General features: G+C 68.8%; 17 protein-coding genes and 1 tRNA gene. 12 read left to right on the plus strand and 6 right to left on the minus strand.

All coding sequences use genetic code 11. The annotated features are described in order from the left end of the window. Positions 1-170 precede the first annotated feature (170 nt). The 4 genes from VT85_RS09785 (at position 171) to VT85_RS09800 (ending at position 4,583) form a co-directional block, all read left to right on the plus strand. The gene (locus VT85_RS09785; protein WP_068414013.1) at positions 171-1,136 is read left to right on the plus strand and encodes an aldo/keto reductase; all 966 of its coding nucleotides are present in this window, start codon (positions 171-173) and stop codon (positions 1,134-1,136) included. Between the two features lie 82 nt (positions 1,137-1,218). Further along, complete coding sequence (gene mgtA, locus VT85_RS09790; RefSeq protein WP_082858489.1) at positions 1,219-3,762, plus strand: magnesium-translocating P-type ATPase; 2,544 nt, start codon at positions 1,219-1,221, stop codon at positions 3,760-3,762. A 175-nt stretch (positions 3,763-3,937) separates the two neighbouring features. Continuing rightward, a tRNA-Ser gene (locus VT85_RS09795) sits at positions 3,938-4,024 on the plus strand. Between the two features lie 325 nt (positions 4,025-4,349). Further along, the gene (locus VT85_RS09800) at positions 4,350-4,583 is read left to right on the plus strand and encodes a PF20097 family protein (RefSeq protein WP_156512777.1); all 234 of its coding nucleotides are present in this window, start codon (positions 4,350-4,352) and stop codon (positions 4,581-4,583) included. 118 nt (positions 4,584-4,701) lie between these two features. Here the strand turns inward: VT85_RS09800 and VT85_RS29640 are convergent, their stop codons facing one another. Both VT85_RS29640 and VT85_RS09805 read right to left on the minus strand, forming a co-directional pair. Continuing rightward, positions 4,702-4,830, minus strand: coding sequence for a hypothetical protein (locus VT85_RS29640; protein WP_255376993.1), 129 nt, complete (start codon positions 4,828-4,830; stop codon positions 4,702-4,704). Between the two features lie 156 nt (positions 4,831-4,986). After that, entirely contained in the window at positions 4,987-5,538 is a 552-nt protein-coding gene (locus tag VT85_RS09805; protein WP_068414018.1) for a hypothetical protein, read from the minus strand. A gap of 433 nt (positions 5,539-5,971) precedes the next feature. Here VT85_RS09805 and VT85_RS09810 point away from each other — a divergent pair, with 433 nt between their 5' ends. Further along, positions 5,972-6,865, plus strand: coding sequence for a hypothetical protein (locus VT85_RS09810; protein WP_068414022.1), 894 nt, complete (start codon positions 5,972-5,974; stop codon positions 6,863-6,865). Positions 6,866-6,913: 48 nt separating this feature from the next. Here the strand turns inward: VT85_RS09810 and VT85_RS09815 are convergent, their stop codons facing one another. Beyond that, a complete protein-coding gene (locus VT85_RS09815; protein ID WP_197491192.1) occupies positions 6,914-7,759 on the minus strand; it encodes a hypothetical protein in 846 nt (281 codons plus the stop codon). Positions 7,760-8,725: 966 nt separating this feature from the next. On the opposite strand from VT85_RS09815, the gene VT85_RS09820 reads away from it, so the two are divergent. Beyond that, complete coding sequence (locus tag VT85_RS09820; protein WP_068414025.1) at positions 8,726-9,175, plus strand: RrF2 family transcriptional regulator; 450 nt, start codon at positions 8,726-8,728, stop codon at positions 9,173-9,175. Between the two features lie 86 nt (positions 9,176-9,261). Here the strand turns inward: VT85_RS09820 and VT85_RS09825 are convergent, their stop codons facing one another. After that, a complete protein-coding gene (locus tag VT85_RS09825) occupies positions 9,262-9,735 on the minus strand; it encodes a hypothetical protein (protein ID WP_197491193.1) in 474 nt (157 codons plus the stop codon). Positions 9,736-10,014: 279 nt separating this feature from the next. Here VT85_RS09825 and VT85_RS09830 point away from each other — a divergent pair, with 279 nt between their 5' ends. Both VT85_RS09830 and VT85_RS09835 read left to right on the plus strand, forming a co-directional pair. Continuing rightward, a complete protein-coding gene (locus tag VT85_RS09830; protein ID WP_068414028.1) occupies positions 10,015-10,224 on the plus strand; it encodes a hypothetical protein in 210 nt (69 codons plus the stop codon). Continuing rightward, positions 10,215-10,676 (plus strand): RrF2 family transcriptional regulator, encoded by a 462-nt coding sequence (locus VT85_RS09835; protein ID WP_197491194.1) that lies wholly within the window; start codon positions 10,215-10,217, stop codon positions 10,674-10,676. Before VT85_RS09830 ends, VT85_RS09835 begins: the two co-directional genes overlap by 10 nt. 76 nt (positions 10,677-10,752) lie before the next feature. Here VT85_RS09835 and VT85_RS09840 read toward each other — a convergent pair whose 3' ends face one another. Together VT85_RS09840 and VT85_RS09845 are read right to left on the minus strand one after the other, a co-directional pair. Next, positions 10,753-11,154: a Dabb family protein gene (locus tag VT85_RS09840; protein ID WP_082858490.1), complete on the minus strand. Its 402-nt coding sequence runs from the start codon at positions 11,152-11,154 to the stop codon at positions 10,753-10,755. Between the two features lie 450 nt (positions 11,155-11,604). Beyond that, positions 11,605-12,933: a DegT/DnrJ/EryC1/StrS family aminotransferase gene (locus VT85_RS09845; RefSeq protein ID WP_068414031.1), complete on the minus strand. Its 1,329-nt coding sequence runs from the start codon at positions 12,931-12,933 to the stop codon at positions 11,605-11,607. Positions 12,934-13,064: 131 nt separating this feature from the next. On the opposite strand from VT85_RS09845, the gene VT85_RS09850 reads away from it, so the two are divergent. From VT85_RS09850 to VT85_RS09865, 4 genes are all read left to right on the plus strand, one after another. Then, positions 13,065-13,961, plus strand: a complete 897-nt coding sequence (locus VT85_RS09850) for an amidohydrolase family protein (protein ID WP_197491195.1) — start codon at positions 13,065-13,067, stop codon at positions 13,959-13,961. Next, positions 13,961-14,737 (plus strand): amidohydrolase family protein, encoded by a 777-nt coding sequence (locus tag VT85_RS09855; RefSeq protein WP_068414036.1) that lies wholly within the window; start codon positions 13,961-13,963, stop codon positions 14,735-14,737. The genes VT85_RS09850 and VT85_RS09855 overlap by 1 nt, the downstream gene beginning before the upstream one ends. A 17-nt stretch (positions 14,738-14,754) precedes the next feature. Then, on the plus strand, positions 14,755-15,423 hold the full coding sequence (locus tag VT85_RS09860; protein WP_068414039.1) for a hypothetical protein: 669 nt from the start codon (positions 14,755-14,757) through the stop codon (positions 15,421-15,423). 144 nt (positions 15,424-15,567) lie between these two features. Further along, complete coding sequence (locus VT85_RS09865; protein ID WP_231871487.1) at positions 15,568-16,926, plus strand: DUF1501 domain-containing protein; 1,359 nt, start codon at positions 15,568-15,570, stop codon at positions 16,924-16,926. Positions 16,927-17,013 lie beyond the last annotated feature (87 nt).

Below are 17,013 nucleotides of genomic sequence, written 5' to 3' on the forward strand. Positions count from 1 at the left end.
CGTCGCCCCGCAGCGTGGCGGAGACTCCACCCCGACCCGTTGCAAGGAACGTGCCGCCTCCGGCCTGGTTTCGAAGCCGCTGGCCTCGACGGCCGGGAGCGGCTACGATGCCGAAACCGGCGCGTGGCCGCCGTTCCCGACGTTTTCGGTCCGCGAACGAGGAGCCCCCCATGGACGTTTCCCGACGCCAGTTCATCCAGGCCGCGGCGGGCGCCGCGGTCGTCCCCGCCCTCGGCGCGGCCGACGCCCCCAGGCTGCCGACCCGTCCCTTCGGCAAGACCGGGATGCAGGTCTCGATCCTCGGATTCGGCTCCGGGAGCCGGTTCCTGATGTACGACGAGGACCGGGCGCTGGAGGCCCTGACGCGGGCCCTCGACCTGGGGATCTCCTACATCGACACGGCCCACAGCTACGGCGACGGCAAGAGCGAGGAACGCATCGGTCGGATCCTGCCGGAGTGGCGAGATCGGGTCACGGTGGCGACGAAGCTCGGGGCCCGCACCGGGGACGAAGCGAAACGGCAGCTTGAACTGAGCCTCAAGCGGCTGCGGACCGACCGCCTCGACGTCGTCCACATCCACGCCCTCTCCGGGCCGGAGGACCTCGCCAGGATCGAGGCGCCCGACGGCGTGCTGAAGGCGCTCCACCAGGCCCGCGATCAGAAGATCGTCCGCGCCGTGGGGATCACCTGCCACGCCGCGCCGGCCGCCCTGAAGACGGCGCTGGAGCGTCACGACTTCGACGCGACCCAGATGGCCCTCAACGCCGCGACGGCCCGCATGGCCGACGCCAAGGGGGGGATGAAGGCGACGCCGATGGCCGAGGGAGGCTTCGAGGCGCTCGCCCTCCCCGTCGCCGTCCGCAAGGAGATGGGGATCATCGCCATGAAAGTCTTCGCCCAGGAGCAGATCCTCGACGCCGCCCCGGTCGAGAAGCTGCTGGCCTACTCGCTTTCGCTCCCCGTCAGCCTGGCGAGCCTGGGGATGCCCAAGCTCGAATTCATCGACCGCAACGTCGAGCTCGCCCGCACCTTCGTCCCCATGCCGGCCGACGAGCGCGAACGCCTCAGCGACTCCATCACCGCCGAGCGCAAGGCCGCCGTCCTCGACTTCTTCCGCGACCACCGGGACGCCTGAGCGAACCCCGCCGAGGGGGACGGGGCGGGGCGGGGCAGGGCGGTGCGTCCGACGACGGCCGGGCCGTCGGGAGCTCGACGTCATGGATTCCACGACCGGGGGGGAGCGCCCCGAGGCCGATCGTCCGCGATCGGGCGAGCCGCTCCCGCCCATCGAGACGCTGCTGGAGTCGTTGGGGACCACGCCGGCGGGGCTCGCCGGCGTGGAGGCGTCGCGCCGGCTGGCGGCCCGGCCCTCGCGGCGGCGGGAGGCGGGGCGAGGGGCCCGGGCGTTGACGCTCCTGATCGGCCAATTCAAGAGCCCCATCATCCTGCTGCTGCTCGTCTCGGCCGCCCTCTCCGCCTCCCTCGGAGATTCGACCGACACCCTGATCATTTCGGCCATCGTGCTGGCCAGCGGCCTGCTCGGATTCCGGCAGGAGTGGGTGGCCGCCGACGCCGTGGCGGGGCTGCTCGCCCTCATCCGGATCCGGGCGACGATCCTGCGGGACGGCCGTCCCGCCGAGATCCCGATCGAGGAGGTCGTGCCGGGAGACGTGGCGCTGCTCAACGCCGGCGACCTGATCCCCGGCGACGGCCGCCTGCTGGAAGCCCGCGACCTGTTCGTGAACGAGGCGGCCCTGACCGGCGAGACCTTCCCCGTCGAGAAGGCCGCGGCCGACGGGCTGTTCCAGGGGACCGACGTCGTCAGCGGCGCGGCCCGGCTCCTGGTCGTCCACACCGGGGAGGAGACCGAGTTCGGCCGGATCTCCGGCTCGCTGCGGCTCAGGCCCCCGGAGAACGAGTTCGAGCACGGCATCCGGCGATTCGGCTACCTGCTGCTGGAACTCACGCTCCTGCTGGTCCTGGCCATCTTCGCCATCAACGTCGTTCTGCATCGGCCGGCCCTGGAATCGTTCCTCTTCGCCCTGGCGATCGCCGTCGGGCTGACCCCCCAGCTCCTGCCGGCGATCATCAGCGTCAACCTGGCCCACGGGGCGCGCCGGATGGCCCGGCGGCGGGTCATCGTCCGCCGGCTGGCCGCGATCGAGAGCCTGGGCGGGATGGACGTCTTCTGCTCGGACAAGACCGGTACACTGACCGAGGGGAAGGTCCGGCTCCGCGCGACGCTCGACGTCGAAGGCGCCCCGAGCGAGCCGATCGGCCGGCTCGCCTATCTCAACGCCGCCCTCCAGTCCGGCTACGCCGACCCGATCGACCGGGCGGTCGTCGCCGCCGGCGGCCCGGAGCTCGACGGCTCCGAGAAGCTCGACGAGATCCCCTACGACTTCGTCCGCAAGCGGCTCAGCGTGCTGGTCCGTCGCGACGGCCGCACCCTGATGGTGACGAAAGGGGCGCTCGACCGCGTCCTGGAAATCTGCACGACCGCCGAGACGGCCTCGGGCGAGATGGTGGAGATGGCCGCCGTGCGTCCCGGGATCGACCGGCTCGCCGCCGAGTACGGCGGCCGAGGCGACCGCCTCCTGGGGCTCGCGAGCCGCGACCTGGGGCCCGCGACGGGGATCGAGCGAAGCGACGAGTCGGGGATGACTTTCCGGGGCCTGCTGGTCTTCGACGACCCCCTCCGGCCGGAGATCGCCGAGACGCTCGGCCGGCTCGCAGCCCTGGGCGTCGCCACCAAGGTCATCAGCGGCGACAACCGCCTGACCGCCGCCCACGCCGCCCGCCTGGCCGGGCTGCCGACCACCGAACTCCTCACCGGGGGCGACCTGCGACGGATGAGCGACGAGGCCCTGATCCGCCGGGTCGGCAGAGTCGCCGTCTTCGCCGAGGTCGAGCCCAACCAGAAAGAGCGGATCATCCTGGCCTTGAAGAAGGCCGGCCACGTCGTCGGCTACCTCGGCGACGGCATCAACGACGCGCCGGCCCTGCACGCCGCCGACGTGGGCGTCTCGGTCGCCGACGCCGTGGACGTCGCCCGCGAGGCGGCCCAGATCGTCCTGCTGGAAAAGGACCTGAGGGTGCTGGAGGCCGGCGTCCGCGAGGGCCGCCGGACCTTCGCCAACACCATGAAGTACGTCTTCATGGCCACCAGCGCCAACTTCGGCAACATGTCCAGCATGGCCGCCGCCTCGCTGTTCCTGCCGTTTTTGCCTCTCCTTCCCAAGCAGGTCCTCCTGACGAACCTGCTCACCGACCTCCCCGAGATGACCATCGCGGGCGACCGCGTCGACCCGGAGATGGTCGACCGTCCCCGGCGCTGGGACCTGGACTTCATCCGGCGGTTCATGTTCGTCTTCGGCGCCGTCAGCTCGGCCTTCGACTTTTTGACGTTCGCGGTCCTGATCCACCTGCTGGGGGCCTCGCCGGGTCAGTTCCGCACCGGCTGGTTCATGGAGTCGGTCGTCTCGGCCTCCTTGATCGTGCTGGTGGTGCGGACTCGCCGCCCTGCCCACCGCAGCCGTCCCGCCCGGCCGCTCACGCTGGCCACCGCCCTGGTCGCCGCGACCGCCGCGTCGATCCCCTACACCCCACTGGCCCCCTTGCTCGGCTTCGAGCCGCTGCCGGCGAGGTTCCTCCTGGCCCTGGCGCTGATCGTCGGGCTCTACCTGGCGTCGGCGGAAGCCGTGAAGGCGGTCTTCTACCGCCGCGAAGCCGCGTCCGCGGGCCGTACCAAGGCCCGTTGAGCACCCGGCCGGCGGCAGTCGCGAATCGCCACGCGTACAGACCTTGCGTCCGCTCCGGGCCATGCCGTACACTCGGTCCTCGATCACCGCACGGCACCCCCTCCCGAGGGAACCTCCACAAGAGGCTTTACAGGAGCCCGGCGCGCAAGTAAGGTATCGCGAGCGATTTAGCGACGGAGAGGTGACCGAGAGGCCGAAGGTGCGGCACTGGAAATGCCGTGTACGGTAACACGTACCGAGGGTTCGAATCCCTCCCTCTCCGCTGAAAATACGGTCAATCAAAGGGTTTGCGTCCGAGAGGACGCAAACCCTTTTTTCATGCGCCTACTAAGCTCGGCTTGTGCAGTTTCACGACCCCTGCGCCGTCGGTGCGAGGGCGACGAAGAGAACTTCGCGGATGGGGGGTGGGAGTTTCTGGATGGACGGGCCGTCGGCCTCGTCGGTCGGAAAGGCCGAGGGTGGGATAAGATTCAGATCCATCGAGCGAATGACCGGACGTTGGAACCGACGTCGTCCGGCGAGGCTCGCTCGATCGTTTCCACAGGCGGGCGGGTCGCCGGGACGCCGGACCGGCTCCGGGAGGCTTCATGACCACGCCGAAATGTCCGAAGTGCTCGCACACGATGGACGAGGGGTTCATCCTCGACAACACGCAGGGGGGATACACCCAGTCCCAGTGGATCGAAGGGGCTCCCCAGCGTTCCTGGTGGGCGGGGCTCGCGATCAGGGGACGTGGGAAGCGGCCGGTCGCCACTTACTGTTGCGGCCGCTGCGGGTTCCTTGAATCCTATGCGAAGCCCGACGAGTCCGCGCGGCGCTGAGCGTCGGCGATGAGTCGGCGGGCGCGTGGCGGGCGGGATCGCGACGAGGACGCCGGGTCCCTGGATCAGGCCGGGACGCGGCGTCCTCGTTCAACTCGGCATGGATCAGACGTCGGGCTCAACGGTTGAAGGCCTTGGCGACGCCGTAGACCACCACGGCCCCGACGACGCCGCCGCCGAGGAGCATATAGAGCAATGAGTATTCGATCGCCGCATGGAGCGCGGGGATTTGCGTCAGGATCGACATCGGAGTGACCTCCCGGATGGACGTTGGGGCCGCCTGCCGCTCGTCGCGACGGATCGCTTCAAGCTGACGCGAGGCCCGGAACGGAGACTTGCTACCGGTGGGATGGTCAACGCAAGCCTCGTGCCAAGAGCGTCCCCAGGCTCCGGATCGGCGAGGTCAGTCGATGGTGGCGGGCTTGCTCGCGGGCGCGTCGGCCTCGACGGTCTCCGGCGCGGGCTTCTCCTCGGCCTTGCGACGATCGGAGGCCGACTTGCGGCGTTCGGCGGCGGACTTGCGGGCGTCGGTCAAGGCTCGCTTCTGGGCGGGCGTCAGCACGTCTTCGCAGTCGGCCATCAAGCGTTCGCGGAGGGCGTCGGCCTGCTGCTCAAGGTCCTGGATCTCGGGCTGATACTTCCCCTCGATCTTGTAGATCGACTCCTTCTGTTCGTTGGTCAGGCCCAGGCCTCCGAAGTAGATGGGGACGCGGCGGATGGCGTCGGGAGGGGTGGAACGGGCGGATCGGGGCTTCGGCGCCTCGTCCTCGTCGGCCGTCGCGGCGGCCTTCCTGGACTCGGCCTTCCGGGACGCCTTGGCCTTGGCCTTCGGGGCCTGGGCCTCGCCGGGCGCGGCGTCCTGGGCGGGGAGGGGGGGGATCAGGGCCGCCAGCGCGAACGTCCACGCCGCCGCGACGGCCGTCAGGGTCGTCGACTTCCGAATCAGAGTCGTCATGGGGATCGACCTCAGCAGAGCGGGAATGACAGGTCAGGCGTTGAGCCGCCACCTTTCCCCAAAGCTAGTTCAAGGTCCCCCACGATCGCAATCCTGCAGCCCGCAATCTTGATTGAATGCAGATTTTTCACAACAAGGCACAGGATTCGCTAACGTGCGGAATGAGCGTCGACCGGTAATCGAGGCGTCGTTGCCAAGAACCGGGTCGCCCGCGACGAACAGCTTCCCGACCCGTGAATCGCAGGGCTGGCGCGGACCCGTCCGGACGCCCTCCCGAGGTGGGGGGGCTGAGTCTTTACCCTGATCTGGACGGGCGTTACGATCTTCGCTGGCCGGCCTCGGGCCCCACGCCGTCGGACGTCCGGCGGCCCGCGCCTCCGGGCGACGTCCGGGTCGGCGCCGTCATGATCTTGCCGCATGGAGTACTTACGTCATGTCCACAGACGAGAAGAGCCCGGTCTCCCCGATTCCCGCATCGCGCCGTCGCGAGAGGGGGATCAAGATTTTCATGTGGCCGAAGGTCATCTACGTCTTCCCCTCGGCGATCGTGGCGTTGATCTGCTCGCTGGGGATGTGGTTCCTGCCGAACAAGACCTATGACGCCAGCGTGCCCCCCACGCCGGTGATCGTCGACTCGCCGACGGGGACGGCCGCTCCGAATGCGAACGCGCCGACGGCCACCATCGACCCGAACGCGCCGGCCCCCGTCACCGCGATCGCCGCGGGGCCGTCGATGACCCGCCGCGAGCGGTTCAACACCCCCCAGAACCTGCTGGGGATCCTGTTCCTGATCATGCTGGCGTTCAACCTGGTGGTGATGGGGCTGGATTTCCCCCGGTTCGAGCTGGTCGGGATGATCCTGGCGATCCTCTTCTCGATCTTCTTCATCCTCTGGCTGGGGGCGTTCTTCGACCTCGACCTGATGCGGCCGATCAACACGCTGTTGGGATCGATCTACACGTTCGCCAACGCCGGCTTCTACCTGATGTACGCCCTGGCCGTCATCGGGGTGATGTTCATCGTGTACATCACCCGGTGGCTGGACTACTGGGAGGTCCTCCCCAATGAGATCCTCCACCACCACGGGCCGCTCAGCGACCTCGAACGGTTCCCGACCCTGAACCTGAAGTTCGACAAGGAGATCCCGGACGTCCTGGAATACCTGATGCTCGGCTCGGGCCGGCTGGTCCTGCGGGTCCCCAACGTCGACCGGGCGATCATCCTGGAGAACGTCCTGTTCATCAACTCCAAGGAAGAGGCCCTGAAGCGCCTGATGAGCCGGCTCGACGTCCGGATCACCACCGATCAGGAAACCCCGCTGATCTGACCTGACCCGATCCGGCCGACTCGTCGCGAGGCCGAGGCCCCCGCCCGATCACTCGGGATGGGGGACTCGCGCCGGGGCGATGGCGGACGACAGGTAGGGCCGTCGCACCGCCGCGGGGGCCGCCGCCAGCGGGGCCTCGACCGGGTCTTCGAGCAGCTCCCGGAGGATGGGCCCGTTGAGGACGTCCTCGATGTCCCGGAGCCGGCGGGCCACGAACGCGCCGTCGAGGACCCGGTGGTCGTAGATCAGCTTGACCATCACCCGGCCCGCCTCGGGGTCGATCGGCCCGAACGTCAGGGTCGTGGTCAGGGGGGAGATCGGGTGGATCTGCTCCGCCCCCAGCGCCCCGTAGCTGCTCAGGCCGAACGTCCCGAACCGCTTGCAGCGCTTGAAGCCCGAGATGTTCAGGGTGCTCCACCACAGGAACCGCCGGACCGGCCTCGGCACCCGGCTGAACCGCAGGGCCTGGCGGAAGAAGCCCACCTCCTCCAGCGGCCGATCCTTGTACTCCCGGAGCGCCCCCTGGAGCTGCACCAGCGACTGCCGCTCGGGCGCCCGGAAGAGGCCCACGAACACCCCCTCCTCGCCCAGGTACTGGCGCTCGATGGCCAGCGCGCAGTTCATCCAGGGGTGCTCATAGATCCGGGGCCAGGGGAACTCCAGGTACGATCGCCGCAACGGCGCGTGCTCGGCCCCCACCAGCGCGTAGGCCTTCATGAAAAGGCACGACCACGACGGCCTCATCGGGTGCCGGGCCCGAGGCCCCGCCAGCGCCGAGACGTCGAACGCCCGGCTCACCGGCGCCGAGGGGATCTTGTGGGCGAAATGAACCAGGTCGCCGATGAACCCGCGGGGGCCGGTCGGCGACAGGTATCGTCCCTTCGGCTCGTGCATCCATGCACCTCGCTCAAGACGACGTAAGGAAGGCGGACGGCTTTCGGGAAGTCCCCGGCGAGGTCAATCGCCCGGCCCCCACGGCGGCGTCGGCTCTCGACGACCGCGTATCAAGGCCCGGAGGCTACAACAAAACCCCCCGGGTGGGAAGCCGAAGGACCCGGAAAGCCCGGCCCGACAGCCCCTCCCCAGTCCGTACATCCCCCTGTATCGGCCTCTCCGGTCCGTCCACTCCAGTCCCGGGCCGCCCCCCCCCCCGCGCATCGACCCGATTTGGCTTCGATTCCGACCGAACGACCCGCGATATCCAGACTCAAGTCATTCATTTAAAATGCTTTAAGTCGACGGGAACGCCGTGTGATTTGGGTTCGTTCGGCGGTTTTCGCGGCCTCGTTCCCGGCCTACGGTCCTGACCGCAACCGTGGCCTGAATTGGCTTTGTTCGGAGCCCCTGGACAACGAATCCGATCGCCGCAACTTTCTACTGTGTAGATCGTTAAACACGATACCCAAGCCTCGAAATTGGCTTCGTTCGGCGATTTTTCGCTGCTCGTCGCAGGCCGAGTCGTCGCAGGCTCCGCGTCCGCCGTGAACCCGGCGATCGGGTGCCGCCTCCCTGAAGAGACGGTACTATCATTTGGGACGATCATTTCGACCCGGGGTCGAAAAGCCTCGCCAGGAGGGGCGAAGGTGAAGCAGGGCACGGAGGGATGGGGGAGGAACCTGCGTGAGGTGAGACTCGTGCGCCACAGGCCGCCGTGAAACCTGCGGCCGTCTCGAGCCTCGCCAGGTAGGGGCGGCCCCCGCCCCCGGCCCGTCGGATTACCCGTCGTCCCGACCGGGATCGAGGGATTCTCGGCGGAGCGCCGAGGAAGTAGAATGGAAGGGCGGGCTTCGGGCGAGGCCGAGGCGCGGGCCGAAGATCGATCGGCGCGGGGAACACGCCAAACCAACAAAGAGTGTGCGAATGACCGTCTCGGCCAAGTGCTACTATGCGTTGCGGGCGATTTACGCCCTCTCCGAGCACCCCGGCCCGGCGCCGATGAAGGCGAACGAGATCGCCGAACGGCAGCATATCCCGATCAAGTTCCTGGAGGCGATCCTCAGCCAGCTCAAGGGGGGCGGGTTCGTCAACAGCCGACGAGGCGCCGAGGGGGGCTACCGGCTCGCCAGGCAGCCCGAGGAACTGACCGTGGGCCAGATCATCCGATTCATCGACGGCCCCGTGGCTCCGGTCGACTGCGTCAGCCAGTCTCGGCCCAAGCCCTGCGAATACCCCGGCCAGTGCCCCTTCTTCGGCTTCTGGGGACGCGTCCGACAGGCCATCGCCGACGTCGTCGACGAGACCACGTTCGCCGACATGATCGCCGAGAACCGCAATCCCGGCTACCCCTACGTGGCCGACTGGACCATCTGAAGCCCTCCGACCCGTGAGCTTCGAACGACGCCGCCGCGACGCCCGAGAAAGGGCCTCGCGGCGGCGTCCGCGATCCGGCTCCGCGCTCAGCAGGAGCAGCAGACCGGCATGCCGTTCATGCAAATGCAGCAGACGCAGCCCGACTTCATCATGGCCGTCATGCAGTCGCAGCAGGCCTGAATCATCGCGCAGCACGCGACGTCGCCGCTGGTGCAGGTCATGCGGACGCCGTCGTCGGTCATCTCGCACTTGCAAGCGGCCATCGCCATGTTGCACTGACACATCATCATACCGTTCATCATCATGCAGCAGCTGCACAGGCCGCCGGCCATCATGTTGCAGAGGTTCTGCATCATGCTCGCGGCCATCTTGTCCTCGGCCTTGCAGGTCATCATCATCCCGCCGTCGCACTTCTCCATCATGATCGTGCAGCGGGGGACCATCATCCACTGGGCGGCGGCGGGCATCGACGTCCCCGCCGACATCCCCGCCGGGCTCCCCATGCCCATGTTCATCCCCATGGCCATCCCGCTCCGCTCCATCATCATCGCGCCGTTCATCGTACACCCCCCGCTGAAGCCCGCCGATCCCTGGGGCGTGCTCCGCCCCGACCCCCTACTCTAGTAACGGAAGCGGGGCCGCGCCGCAAGAAAATTCATCAAAGAACTTTGATGCATCATGACTATTCAGATCAAGGAGACCGGCCAAATCAGGTATCGGGCGAGGCATTCCAGACAAACTCAGTAGGAATACTCAGGATCAGTCTTGACTTAGCCGATAGGGATAGTGACAATGACGACGTCTTCAAGGTCGTCCTCCTTACGAAGAGGTTGGAAGCGATGTCTCGGATCAACTGGTCGGTCTCCTCTCCGTCGGCGTCGGTCCCTTCGAGCACGGCCCCCGGCGCGGCGACCTGGTTCGCCCCGGCGGCCGGCGGGTTCACGGTGGCTGGGCCCTGGGCGTCGATCTATCGCCTGGCCTATCAGCAGGCGCTGGCGGCGAGGGAGCCCTCGCGGTTCCAGAAGATGATGGAACCCTGTTGGAACTGACCCCGACGACCGTCGCGGACCGATTGCAGGAGGTGGGGCCCGTGAAGCTCTCGGCCAAGGCGGAATACGCGTGCCTGGCGGTGATCGCCCTGGCTCACCGCCATGAAGGGGGCCGACCGGTGCCCATCCGGGAGATCGCCGAGGCGCATGAGATCCCCGAGACGTTCCTCACCCAGATCCTGATCCGCCTCAAGGGGGCGGGGCTGGTGGTCAGCACTCGGGGGTCCTCGGGCGGCTACCGCCTGGCCCGCGATCCGATGACGATCTCGATGGGGGACGTGCTCCGCGTCATCGACGGCGAGGGCTTCCAGGAACGTCCCCAGCGCCGGTCTTCCTTCAACGCCCTCGCCGAACTCTGGGAGCGGATCCAGGCCTCCCAGGTGAACATCCTGGACGGCACGACGGTCGCCAACCTCGCCGCCCTGGACCGGTCGCCCGACTGGACCATCTGAGCCCGTCCGTCGCCCTCGAAGCAGTCCGGGGAGGCTGGCGGGCCTCCCCCTCGCGTCGCCGCGTCCTGGGCCGGGCTCAGGACTTGGTCAGGTACGAGTCGAAGACCCGCACCTTGTCGAGCTTCGTCTTGATCGCGGCGACGAAGTCGTCGTGGCGGGGGCTGGCCAGGTACGTGTCGCGGTGCTCCTTGGCGGCGAAGACGACGTGCAGGGCCACGTCGAAATCCTTGACGCTGGGCGGCTCCTCCACGTCCTCGGCGCGCTTGCCGACGGAGAAGTACACGACCCCCTCGTGCTTCGTCAGGTACTTCTCGCAATCCTTGACGAAGGCGTCGACCGCCTCCGGCGAGTGGTCCTTGAGCGTGAAGAAGACCATGTGGGCCAGCGCAGGGCCGTCGGCCTTGCCCGAGACCGCGAACGCCGGATAAGCCAGGACGGCCCCGACGAGAATCAGCGGCGCGACATGCAACAGTTTCATCAGACAATCGCCTCCGGGTCGTCTCGATCGATTCGAGGAAATGCGGAAATTCCCGGCCGCCATGATGCCCCCCCCGCGCCTCCACCGCAAGCCGCGCCCCCCGCGCGCCCCTCCCCGACTCGCTTGCACCCGAATCCATGCAATCCTAGAATCCAGGTGCGTCCCCAGGGGCGACGACGACGACGCGAAGTCCTCGGTGTCCAGGCAAGGCGGTCGAGTCTCATAAAGGATACTCCACCCCCAGCGGCGCCCCCCGTCGCCGACTTCATCGCCCGATGGGCCGCGACCGGCCGGCGAGCGGGCCAGGAAGAAGCCGGCCGAGACCGAGACGCCGGACTGAACGACTCGATCGCATCGCGGATCGGATGATCGCGAAACCGGACGCGGTGGAAGTGGTCGACCCCCTCGCCATTTTCCGTCGAGAGACGGTCTCCGAGGCTCGGTCGGGGGTCAGGAGAGCTTCGAGCGGTGGGCCCAGACTTTTTCGAAGGCCTGGGCGTACTGGTCGATCAGTTCGGGGGCTTCGGAGGTGAAGTAGGGGAGGGCGATGGCGGTGCGGTTAGCCTGTTCGGAGCCGGGGAGTTCGGGGATCTCGGGCTTGCGGCTCCACCACTCGGCCTCGGCGTAGAGGGGGAGCTTGTGCTGGAGGGGATAGCGGTGCTCGCGGGCCTGCACCCCCTCGGCGCGGAGGGCCTTGACGATCGCGGCGCGGGTCGCGCCGGCCCTGGCTTCGTCGAGGAACAGGATGTTGTTCGCGTAGTAGATCCGGCCGGCGTCGGCCGGGCAGGGGGGCTCGATCAGGCCGGGGAGCTGCGCGAGACGGTCGTTGAGGCGGCGGACCTGCGCCGCGCCGGAGGCGTTGCGGGGGGCGAGCCGACCGAGCTGCGCGCGGGCCAGCGCGGCGGCCATCGGGTTCATGCGGAGCTTCAGGCCCAGGCCGGTGCCGGCGTATCGCTTGTAGGGGCTGTCGGCCGGGAACCGGGCCGGGACGTCGGAATGGCCGAAGGCCGTCGCGCGCTCGAAGTCGGCGCGCTCCTGGTACATCCCCATCCCCCCTTCGAGCGCGGGGAGGGGCTTGCTGCTCTGATAGCTGAAGATGGACATCCGCCCCCAGCCCCCCAAAAGCTTGCCCCGGTACGAGGCGCCGGGGGCGTGGGCGACGTCTTCCAGCAGGATCAGGCCCTTCTCGCGGGCGAACGCCGAGACGTCGTCCATCGGGCAGGGGAGGCCCATCCAGTGGACCGGCATCAGCGCCTTGACGTCCTTCGTCAGTCGCTTGCGGGCGTCGTCCACGTCGAAGTTGAGCGTGCGCGGGTCCACGTCGACGAAGACCGGGACCAGGCCGAAGAGCCGCATCGGCACGATCGAGGCGAAGAACGTGTAGCTGGGGACCATCACCCCGGAGCCGGGGGGGAGGCCCAGGGCGAAGAACATCGCCGCGATGGCGCTCGTGCCGTTGCAATGGGCCTTCGCGAAGGGGGCGCCGAAGTAGTCCCGCCAGTCGCGCTCGAGATCGTCGATGGGACCGTAGCCGGGGTTCCGCAGGACGTCGAGCACCGCGGCCTCGTCCTCGGGGCCGTACAGCGGCCATCGGGAGGCCTCGACCTGCCGGGCCGCCGCGAGCGTGACGGCCGGCCTGCCGCCGTCGATCGCCAGCGGCTCGCCGACGACGACGCCCGCGTCCGCCCCGGCGAGCCGCCCCGCCGCCATCGCCGCCGCCGTCCCCAGCAGGGCGCGCCGCGAGGCCCCCACGCCGCCGTTCGGTTCGTCGCGTCGCATGGTCCCTTGGACTCCTTTTGATGGATCGAGGGGGAGGCTCGGCGCTTGATCGGCCGGGGTGGATCGCTTACCCTGCTCATCCTACGAGACGGCGTCTCGCGCCGCACCCGCAAACCCCGCCGGAGGTGGACGTGACCGAACCTCCCCAGGAATCAGGCTCCCGACGCTCGTTCCTGAAACGCGCCGGCGCTCTGGCCGCGACGGCCGCCGCCGGCCGCGCGCCCGCCGCGCAAACGGCCGGGAAAGCCGAGACGCCCGCCAGGCCGAAGGTCATCGACTGCCACGCCCACCTGCACCATCGCGGCCGGGCTTCGTGGGAGGCCGACGACCGCGCCCTGATCGACGCGGCCGACCGGCTGGGGATCGACGTCCTCTGCTGCTCCATGCTGACGCCCCGACGGCCGGCGACGGCCGACGGCTTCCGCGAGTGCAACCGCTGGGTGCTCGACGGCGCAAAGCGGTTCCCCGGCCGGGTCCTCGGCTACGCCTACGTCAATCCGGGATGCGGCGCGGAGGCCGTCGACGAGGTCCGGCGGTGCGTGCTGGACCACGGGTTCATCGGCGTTAAACTCTATAATGAGCACTTCTGCACCGATCCCATCGTCTTCCCGATCGTCGAGGCGGCGATCGAGCTGGGCGTGCCGATCCTGCAACACGCCGGCCATATCCACTACTTCCTGGAAGACCAGCCACGCATCTCCGATGGCGCGCGGATCGCCGAGCTGGCGGCGCGCTATCCCGAGGCCCGGTTGATCTGCGCCCACGTCTGCGGCGGCGGCGACTGGGAGTGGACGATCAAGGCCCTGCGGCACGCCCCCTCGGTCTTCCTGGACACCAGCGGCAGCGTCCCCGACGACGGCGTGGTGGAGATGGCCGCGAAGACGCTCGGCGTCGACCGCCTGCTGTTCGGCTGCGACATGTCGATGACCAACGGCGTCGGCCGAATCCGGGGCGCCGACCTGACCGACGACGAGAAGGCCCGGATCTTCGGCGGCAACATGGCGAAGCTCCTGGGGGGTCGGGTTTGATGATCCTGGACGTCAACGCCTACCTCGGCCCCTTCGCCTTCCGCCCGCTCCGCCACAACACCGGCCCGGCCCTGGTCGCCCTGATGGACGCGAAGGGGATCGACCGGGCGGTCGTCTCCAGCGCAAGCGCCATCACCTACCGCAACACCCAGGCGGGCAATGAGGAGGTCGCGGCCGAGGTCGTCGGACGGGGCGATCGGCTGATCCCCTTCGCCGTGATCAACCCGTCCTACGCCGGCTGGCGGGACGACCTGCACGCCTGCCGCGACCTGGGCTTCCGGGGCCTCCGCCTCTACCCGAAGTGGCACGGCTACGCGCTTCCCGATCCGGCCTGCCTGGAACTGGTCGACGCCGCGACCGCGATGGGGATGCCGATCTCGATCCCGATCCGGGTCGAGGACGTGCGCAACCGGAGCTGGCTGGTGGAGGTCCCCGAGGTCCCGCTGGCCGAGGTCGCCGCCCTGGTCGCGGCTCGGCCGGACGCGCGGTTCCTGCTCCTCAACGGGGCGGGGTATGCGAACGGACCGCTGGGGCGGAAGGACTCCGGGCTCCCCGCCAACTACCTGATCGAGATCTCCCGGATGGACTCGGTCCTCACCGACGAGATCGGCCGCCTGGTCGCCGGCCTGGGCGCCGATCGCCTGGCCTTCGGCACCGGGATGCCGTTCCATTACCCGGACCTGGCGCTGCTGAAGCTCGAAGTCCTCCGCGTCGACGACGCCGACCGGCGGCGGATCGCCTGGAGCAACGCCGCCGAATGGCTCAAGCTGGGCTGAATGAGGATCGAACGGCCATGGACATCGACGCGATCGAACGCCGGCTGGCCGCCGCCCGCGAACGGGAGCAGGCCGTCTACCAGAACATGGACCCTGCGAACCGTGACCGGACCTGGGAGGATGACCTGGCCGCCGCCGAAGCCGTTTTGCAAGCCGAACGCGAGCTGGCCGCGGCGAAGGGCGAGGAGCACGCCGTCCCGCTTGATTTCCCCGTGCACTGGAACCTGGGCGTTCCGACGCCGCACGTCCTCCAGAGCGATCGCAAGACGTTCTTGATCTTCCGCCTGGACGAACAGGACCCCGATTGGGATGGGACCTACGTCCGACTCGTCGACCCCGGCGACGGTTCGATCGTGCCGCTGGCCCTCGTGGAATTCCTCGACTGCTCCTCGGCCCGGCTGGGCGACCCGAACAACGAGGTCCACGAGGGACATCCCCTGAACGGCAGGGGGCTGGACGGCTACATGCCCCAGCGGGTCGTGAATTCGCGGTGGCTCACGGAGCTGGAGGCGATCAACCGCGTCCACCCCTGCTACGACCAGGCCCGATGGCGGGATCGCAACCATTACGTCTTCTGGTTCTGCAACTCGACCTTCGAATGCGTGGCCCGGTCGTTCACGGTTGAAACCTTCCGCGAGAGCTTCGCCGACCTCCTCGCCCGCGCCTGCCGCCGGCTCCTCTCCTGAGTCTTGAGCGCCGACGACGAATCCATCCTCATTACACGGTTGTTGAACATTTGCTGTCGATGCTAGAATCGGGCGTCGCCGGTCGGGGACGAGCCTCGTCCCGTCGGGGGCGACTCCACCCACCAAGACGATGAGGGCGACGCCGTGTCCCAGTCCGATTCTCCGGCCTGCCTCGGCACGATGCCCCGGCGGGCGTTCCTGCGGGCCTCGCTGACCGGGTTCTCGGCGCTGGGGGTCTCGGACCTCATGCGGCTGCAAGCGGCGGCTTCGACCGGCGGCGCGTCGGGGGGCCCGTCGATGATCGTGGTGTGGCTCTGGGGCGGGCCCAGCCACATGGAGACGTTCGACATGAAGCCCGATGCGCCCGAGGCGTATCGCGGCCTGTTCAAGCCGATCCCGACGAGCGTGCCGGGGATCGAGATCTGCGAGAAGCTCCCCCGGCTGGCCGAGATCGCCGACAAGCTCGCGATCGTCCGGTCGATCACCCACGACAGCCCGGGGCACGCCAACAGCACGCACACCGTCCTGACCGGCTACACCGGCGACCTGGTGGAGCAGGCGCCGTTCACGCCCAAGCAGCCCTACGTCTTCCACGCCGCCAACAAGTTCCTGCCCGATCGCGCGGACTCGCTCCCCAAGTGGGTCGCGCTGCCGAACCTGCCCTACGAGGGCGGCGGCGCGCTGGGCCGGACGTACGGGCCGTTCAAGGTCGCGGCCGACCCGAACAAGCCCGATTTCAAGGTCCCGGAGCTGGTCCTGGACGAGGCGCGTCGCGCCCGGCTCGGCGGCCGGAGTCGGCTGCTCGCCGGGTTCGACGGCGCGCGTCGGGCGTTGGAGGAAACCGCCGCGACCCGCTCGTTCGACGTCTTCCAGCGGCGGGCGCTCGACGTTTTGACCAGCCCCTCGGCGCGCGACGCCTTCGACCTGGCCCGCGAGCCCGACGTCCTCCGCGACCGCTACGGCCGCAACGTCGTCGGCCAGCGCTGCCTGCTGGCGCGTCGGCTGGTGGAGTCGGGCGTGAGGCTGGTGACGATCGACTTCCCCTGCGTCCCCGGCCAGAAGGCCTTCTCCTGGGACGACCACGCGAGCGTCTGGAACATCTTCGAACAGATGGAGATCCGCCTGCCGGTGCTCGACCAGGCCGTCTCGGCGCTGATCGAGGACGTCCACGCCCGAGGGCTGGACAAGGAGACCCTGATCGTCGTCATGGGCGAGATGGGCCGCACGCCCAAGCTCTCCAACCACCAGGGCCAGCCCGGCCGCGAGCACTGGGGCAAAGCGATGTCCGTCCTGATGTCGGGCGGCGGAATGCCCATGGGCCAGGTCATCGGCGCGACGACCGCCAGGGGCGAGGAGCCCAAGGAGCGGCGGTTCACCCCCAACGACCTCCTCGCCACCTGGTATCGCTACCTCGGCATCGACCACACCCAGTACTACCCGGACGTCGCCGGCCGCCCCATCGCGCTGCTCCCCCACGGCGACCCGATCTCCGAGCTGATCTGAGCGCGTTCGGCCCACCGCTTGCATCGGAGACGACTTGAAGGATCATCCCGGTGAAGGGTGATCCATCCTGTCATCAACCGAGGGAGA

The sequence above is a fragment of the Planctomyces sp. SH-PL62 genome, from assembly GCF_001610895.1.
Taxonomy (GTDB): Bacteria; Planctomycetota; Planctomycetia; order Isosphaerales; family Isosphaeraceae; genus Paludisphaera.

Bases quoted from the DNA above. Each gene is read 5' to 3' on its own strand.
- VT85_RS09785 (WP_068414013.1), top strand. From the start codon at position 171: ATGGACGTTTCCCGACGCCAGTTCATCCAGGCCGCGGCGGGCGCCGCG.
- mgtA (WP_082858489.1), top strand. From the start codon at position 1,219: ATGGATTCCACGACCGGGGGGGAGCGCCCCGAGGCCGATCGTCCGCGA.
- VT85_RS09800 (WP_156512777.1), top strand. From the start codon at position 4,350: ATGACCACGCCGAAATGTCCGAAGTGCTCGCACACGATGGACGAGGGG.
- VT85_RS29640 (WP_255376993.1), bottom strand. From the start codon at position 4,830: ATGTCGATCCTGACGCAAATCCCCGCGCTCCATGCGGCGATCGAATAC.
- VT85_RS09805 (WP_068414018.1), bottom strand. From the start codon at position 5,538: ATGACGACTCTGATTCGGAAGTCGACGACCCTGACGGCCGTCGCGGCG.
- VT85_RS09810 (WP_068414022.1), top strand. From the start codon at position 5,972: ATGTCCACAGACGAGAAGAGCCCGGTCTCCCCGATTCCCGCATCGCGC.
- VT85_RS09815 (WP_197491192.1), bottom strand. From the start codon at position 7,759: ATGCACGAGCCGAAGGGACGATACCTGTCGCCGACCGGCCCCCGCGGG.
- VT85_RS09820 (WP_068414025.1), top strand. From the start codon at position 8,726: ATGACCGTCTCGGCCAAGTGCTACTATGCGTTGCGGGCGATTTACGCC.
- VT85_RS09825 (WP_197491193.1), bottom strand. From the start codon at position 9,735: ATGAACGGCGCGATGATGATGGAGCGGAGCGGGATGGCCATGGGGATG.
- VT85_RS09830 (WP_068414028.1), top strand. From the start codon at position 10,015: ATGTCTCGGATCAACTGGTCGGTCTCCTCTCCGTCGGCGTCGGTCCCT.
- VT85_RS09840 (WP_082858490.1), bottom strand. From the start codon at position 11,154: ATGAAACTGTTGCATGTCGCGCCGCTGATTCTCGTCGGGGCCGTCCTG.
- VT85_RS09845 (WP_068414031.1), bottom strand. From the start codon at position 12,933: ATGCGACGCGACGAACCGAACGGCGGCGTGGGGGCCTCGCGGCGCGCC.
- VT85_RS09855 (WP_068414036.1), top strand. From the start codon at position 13,961: ATGATCCTGGACGTCAACGCCTACCTCGGCCCCTTCGCCTTCCGCCCG.
- VT85_RS09860 (WP_068414039.1), top strand. From the start codon at position 14,755: ATGGACATCGACGCGATCGAACGCCGGCTGGCCGCCGCCCGCGAACGG.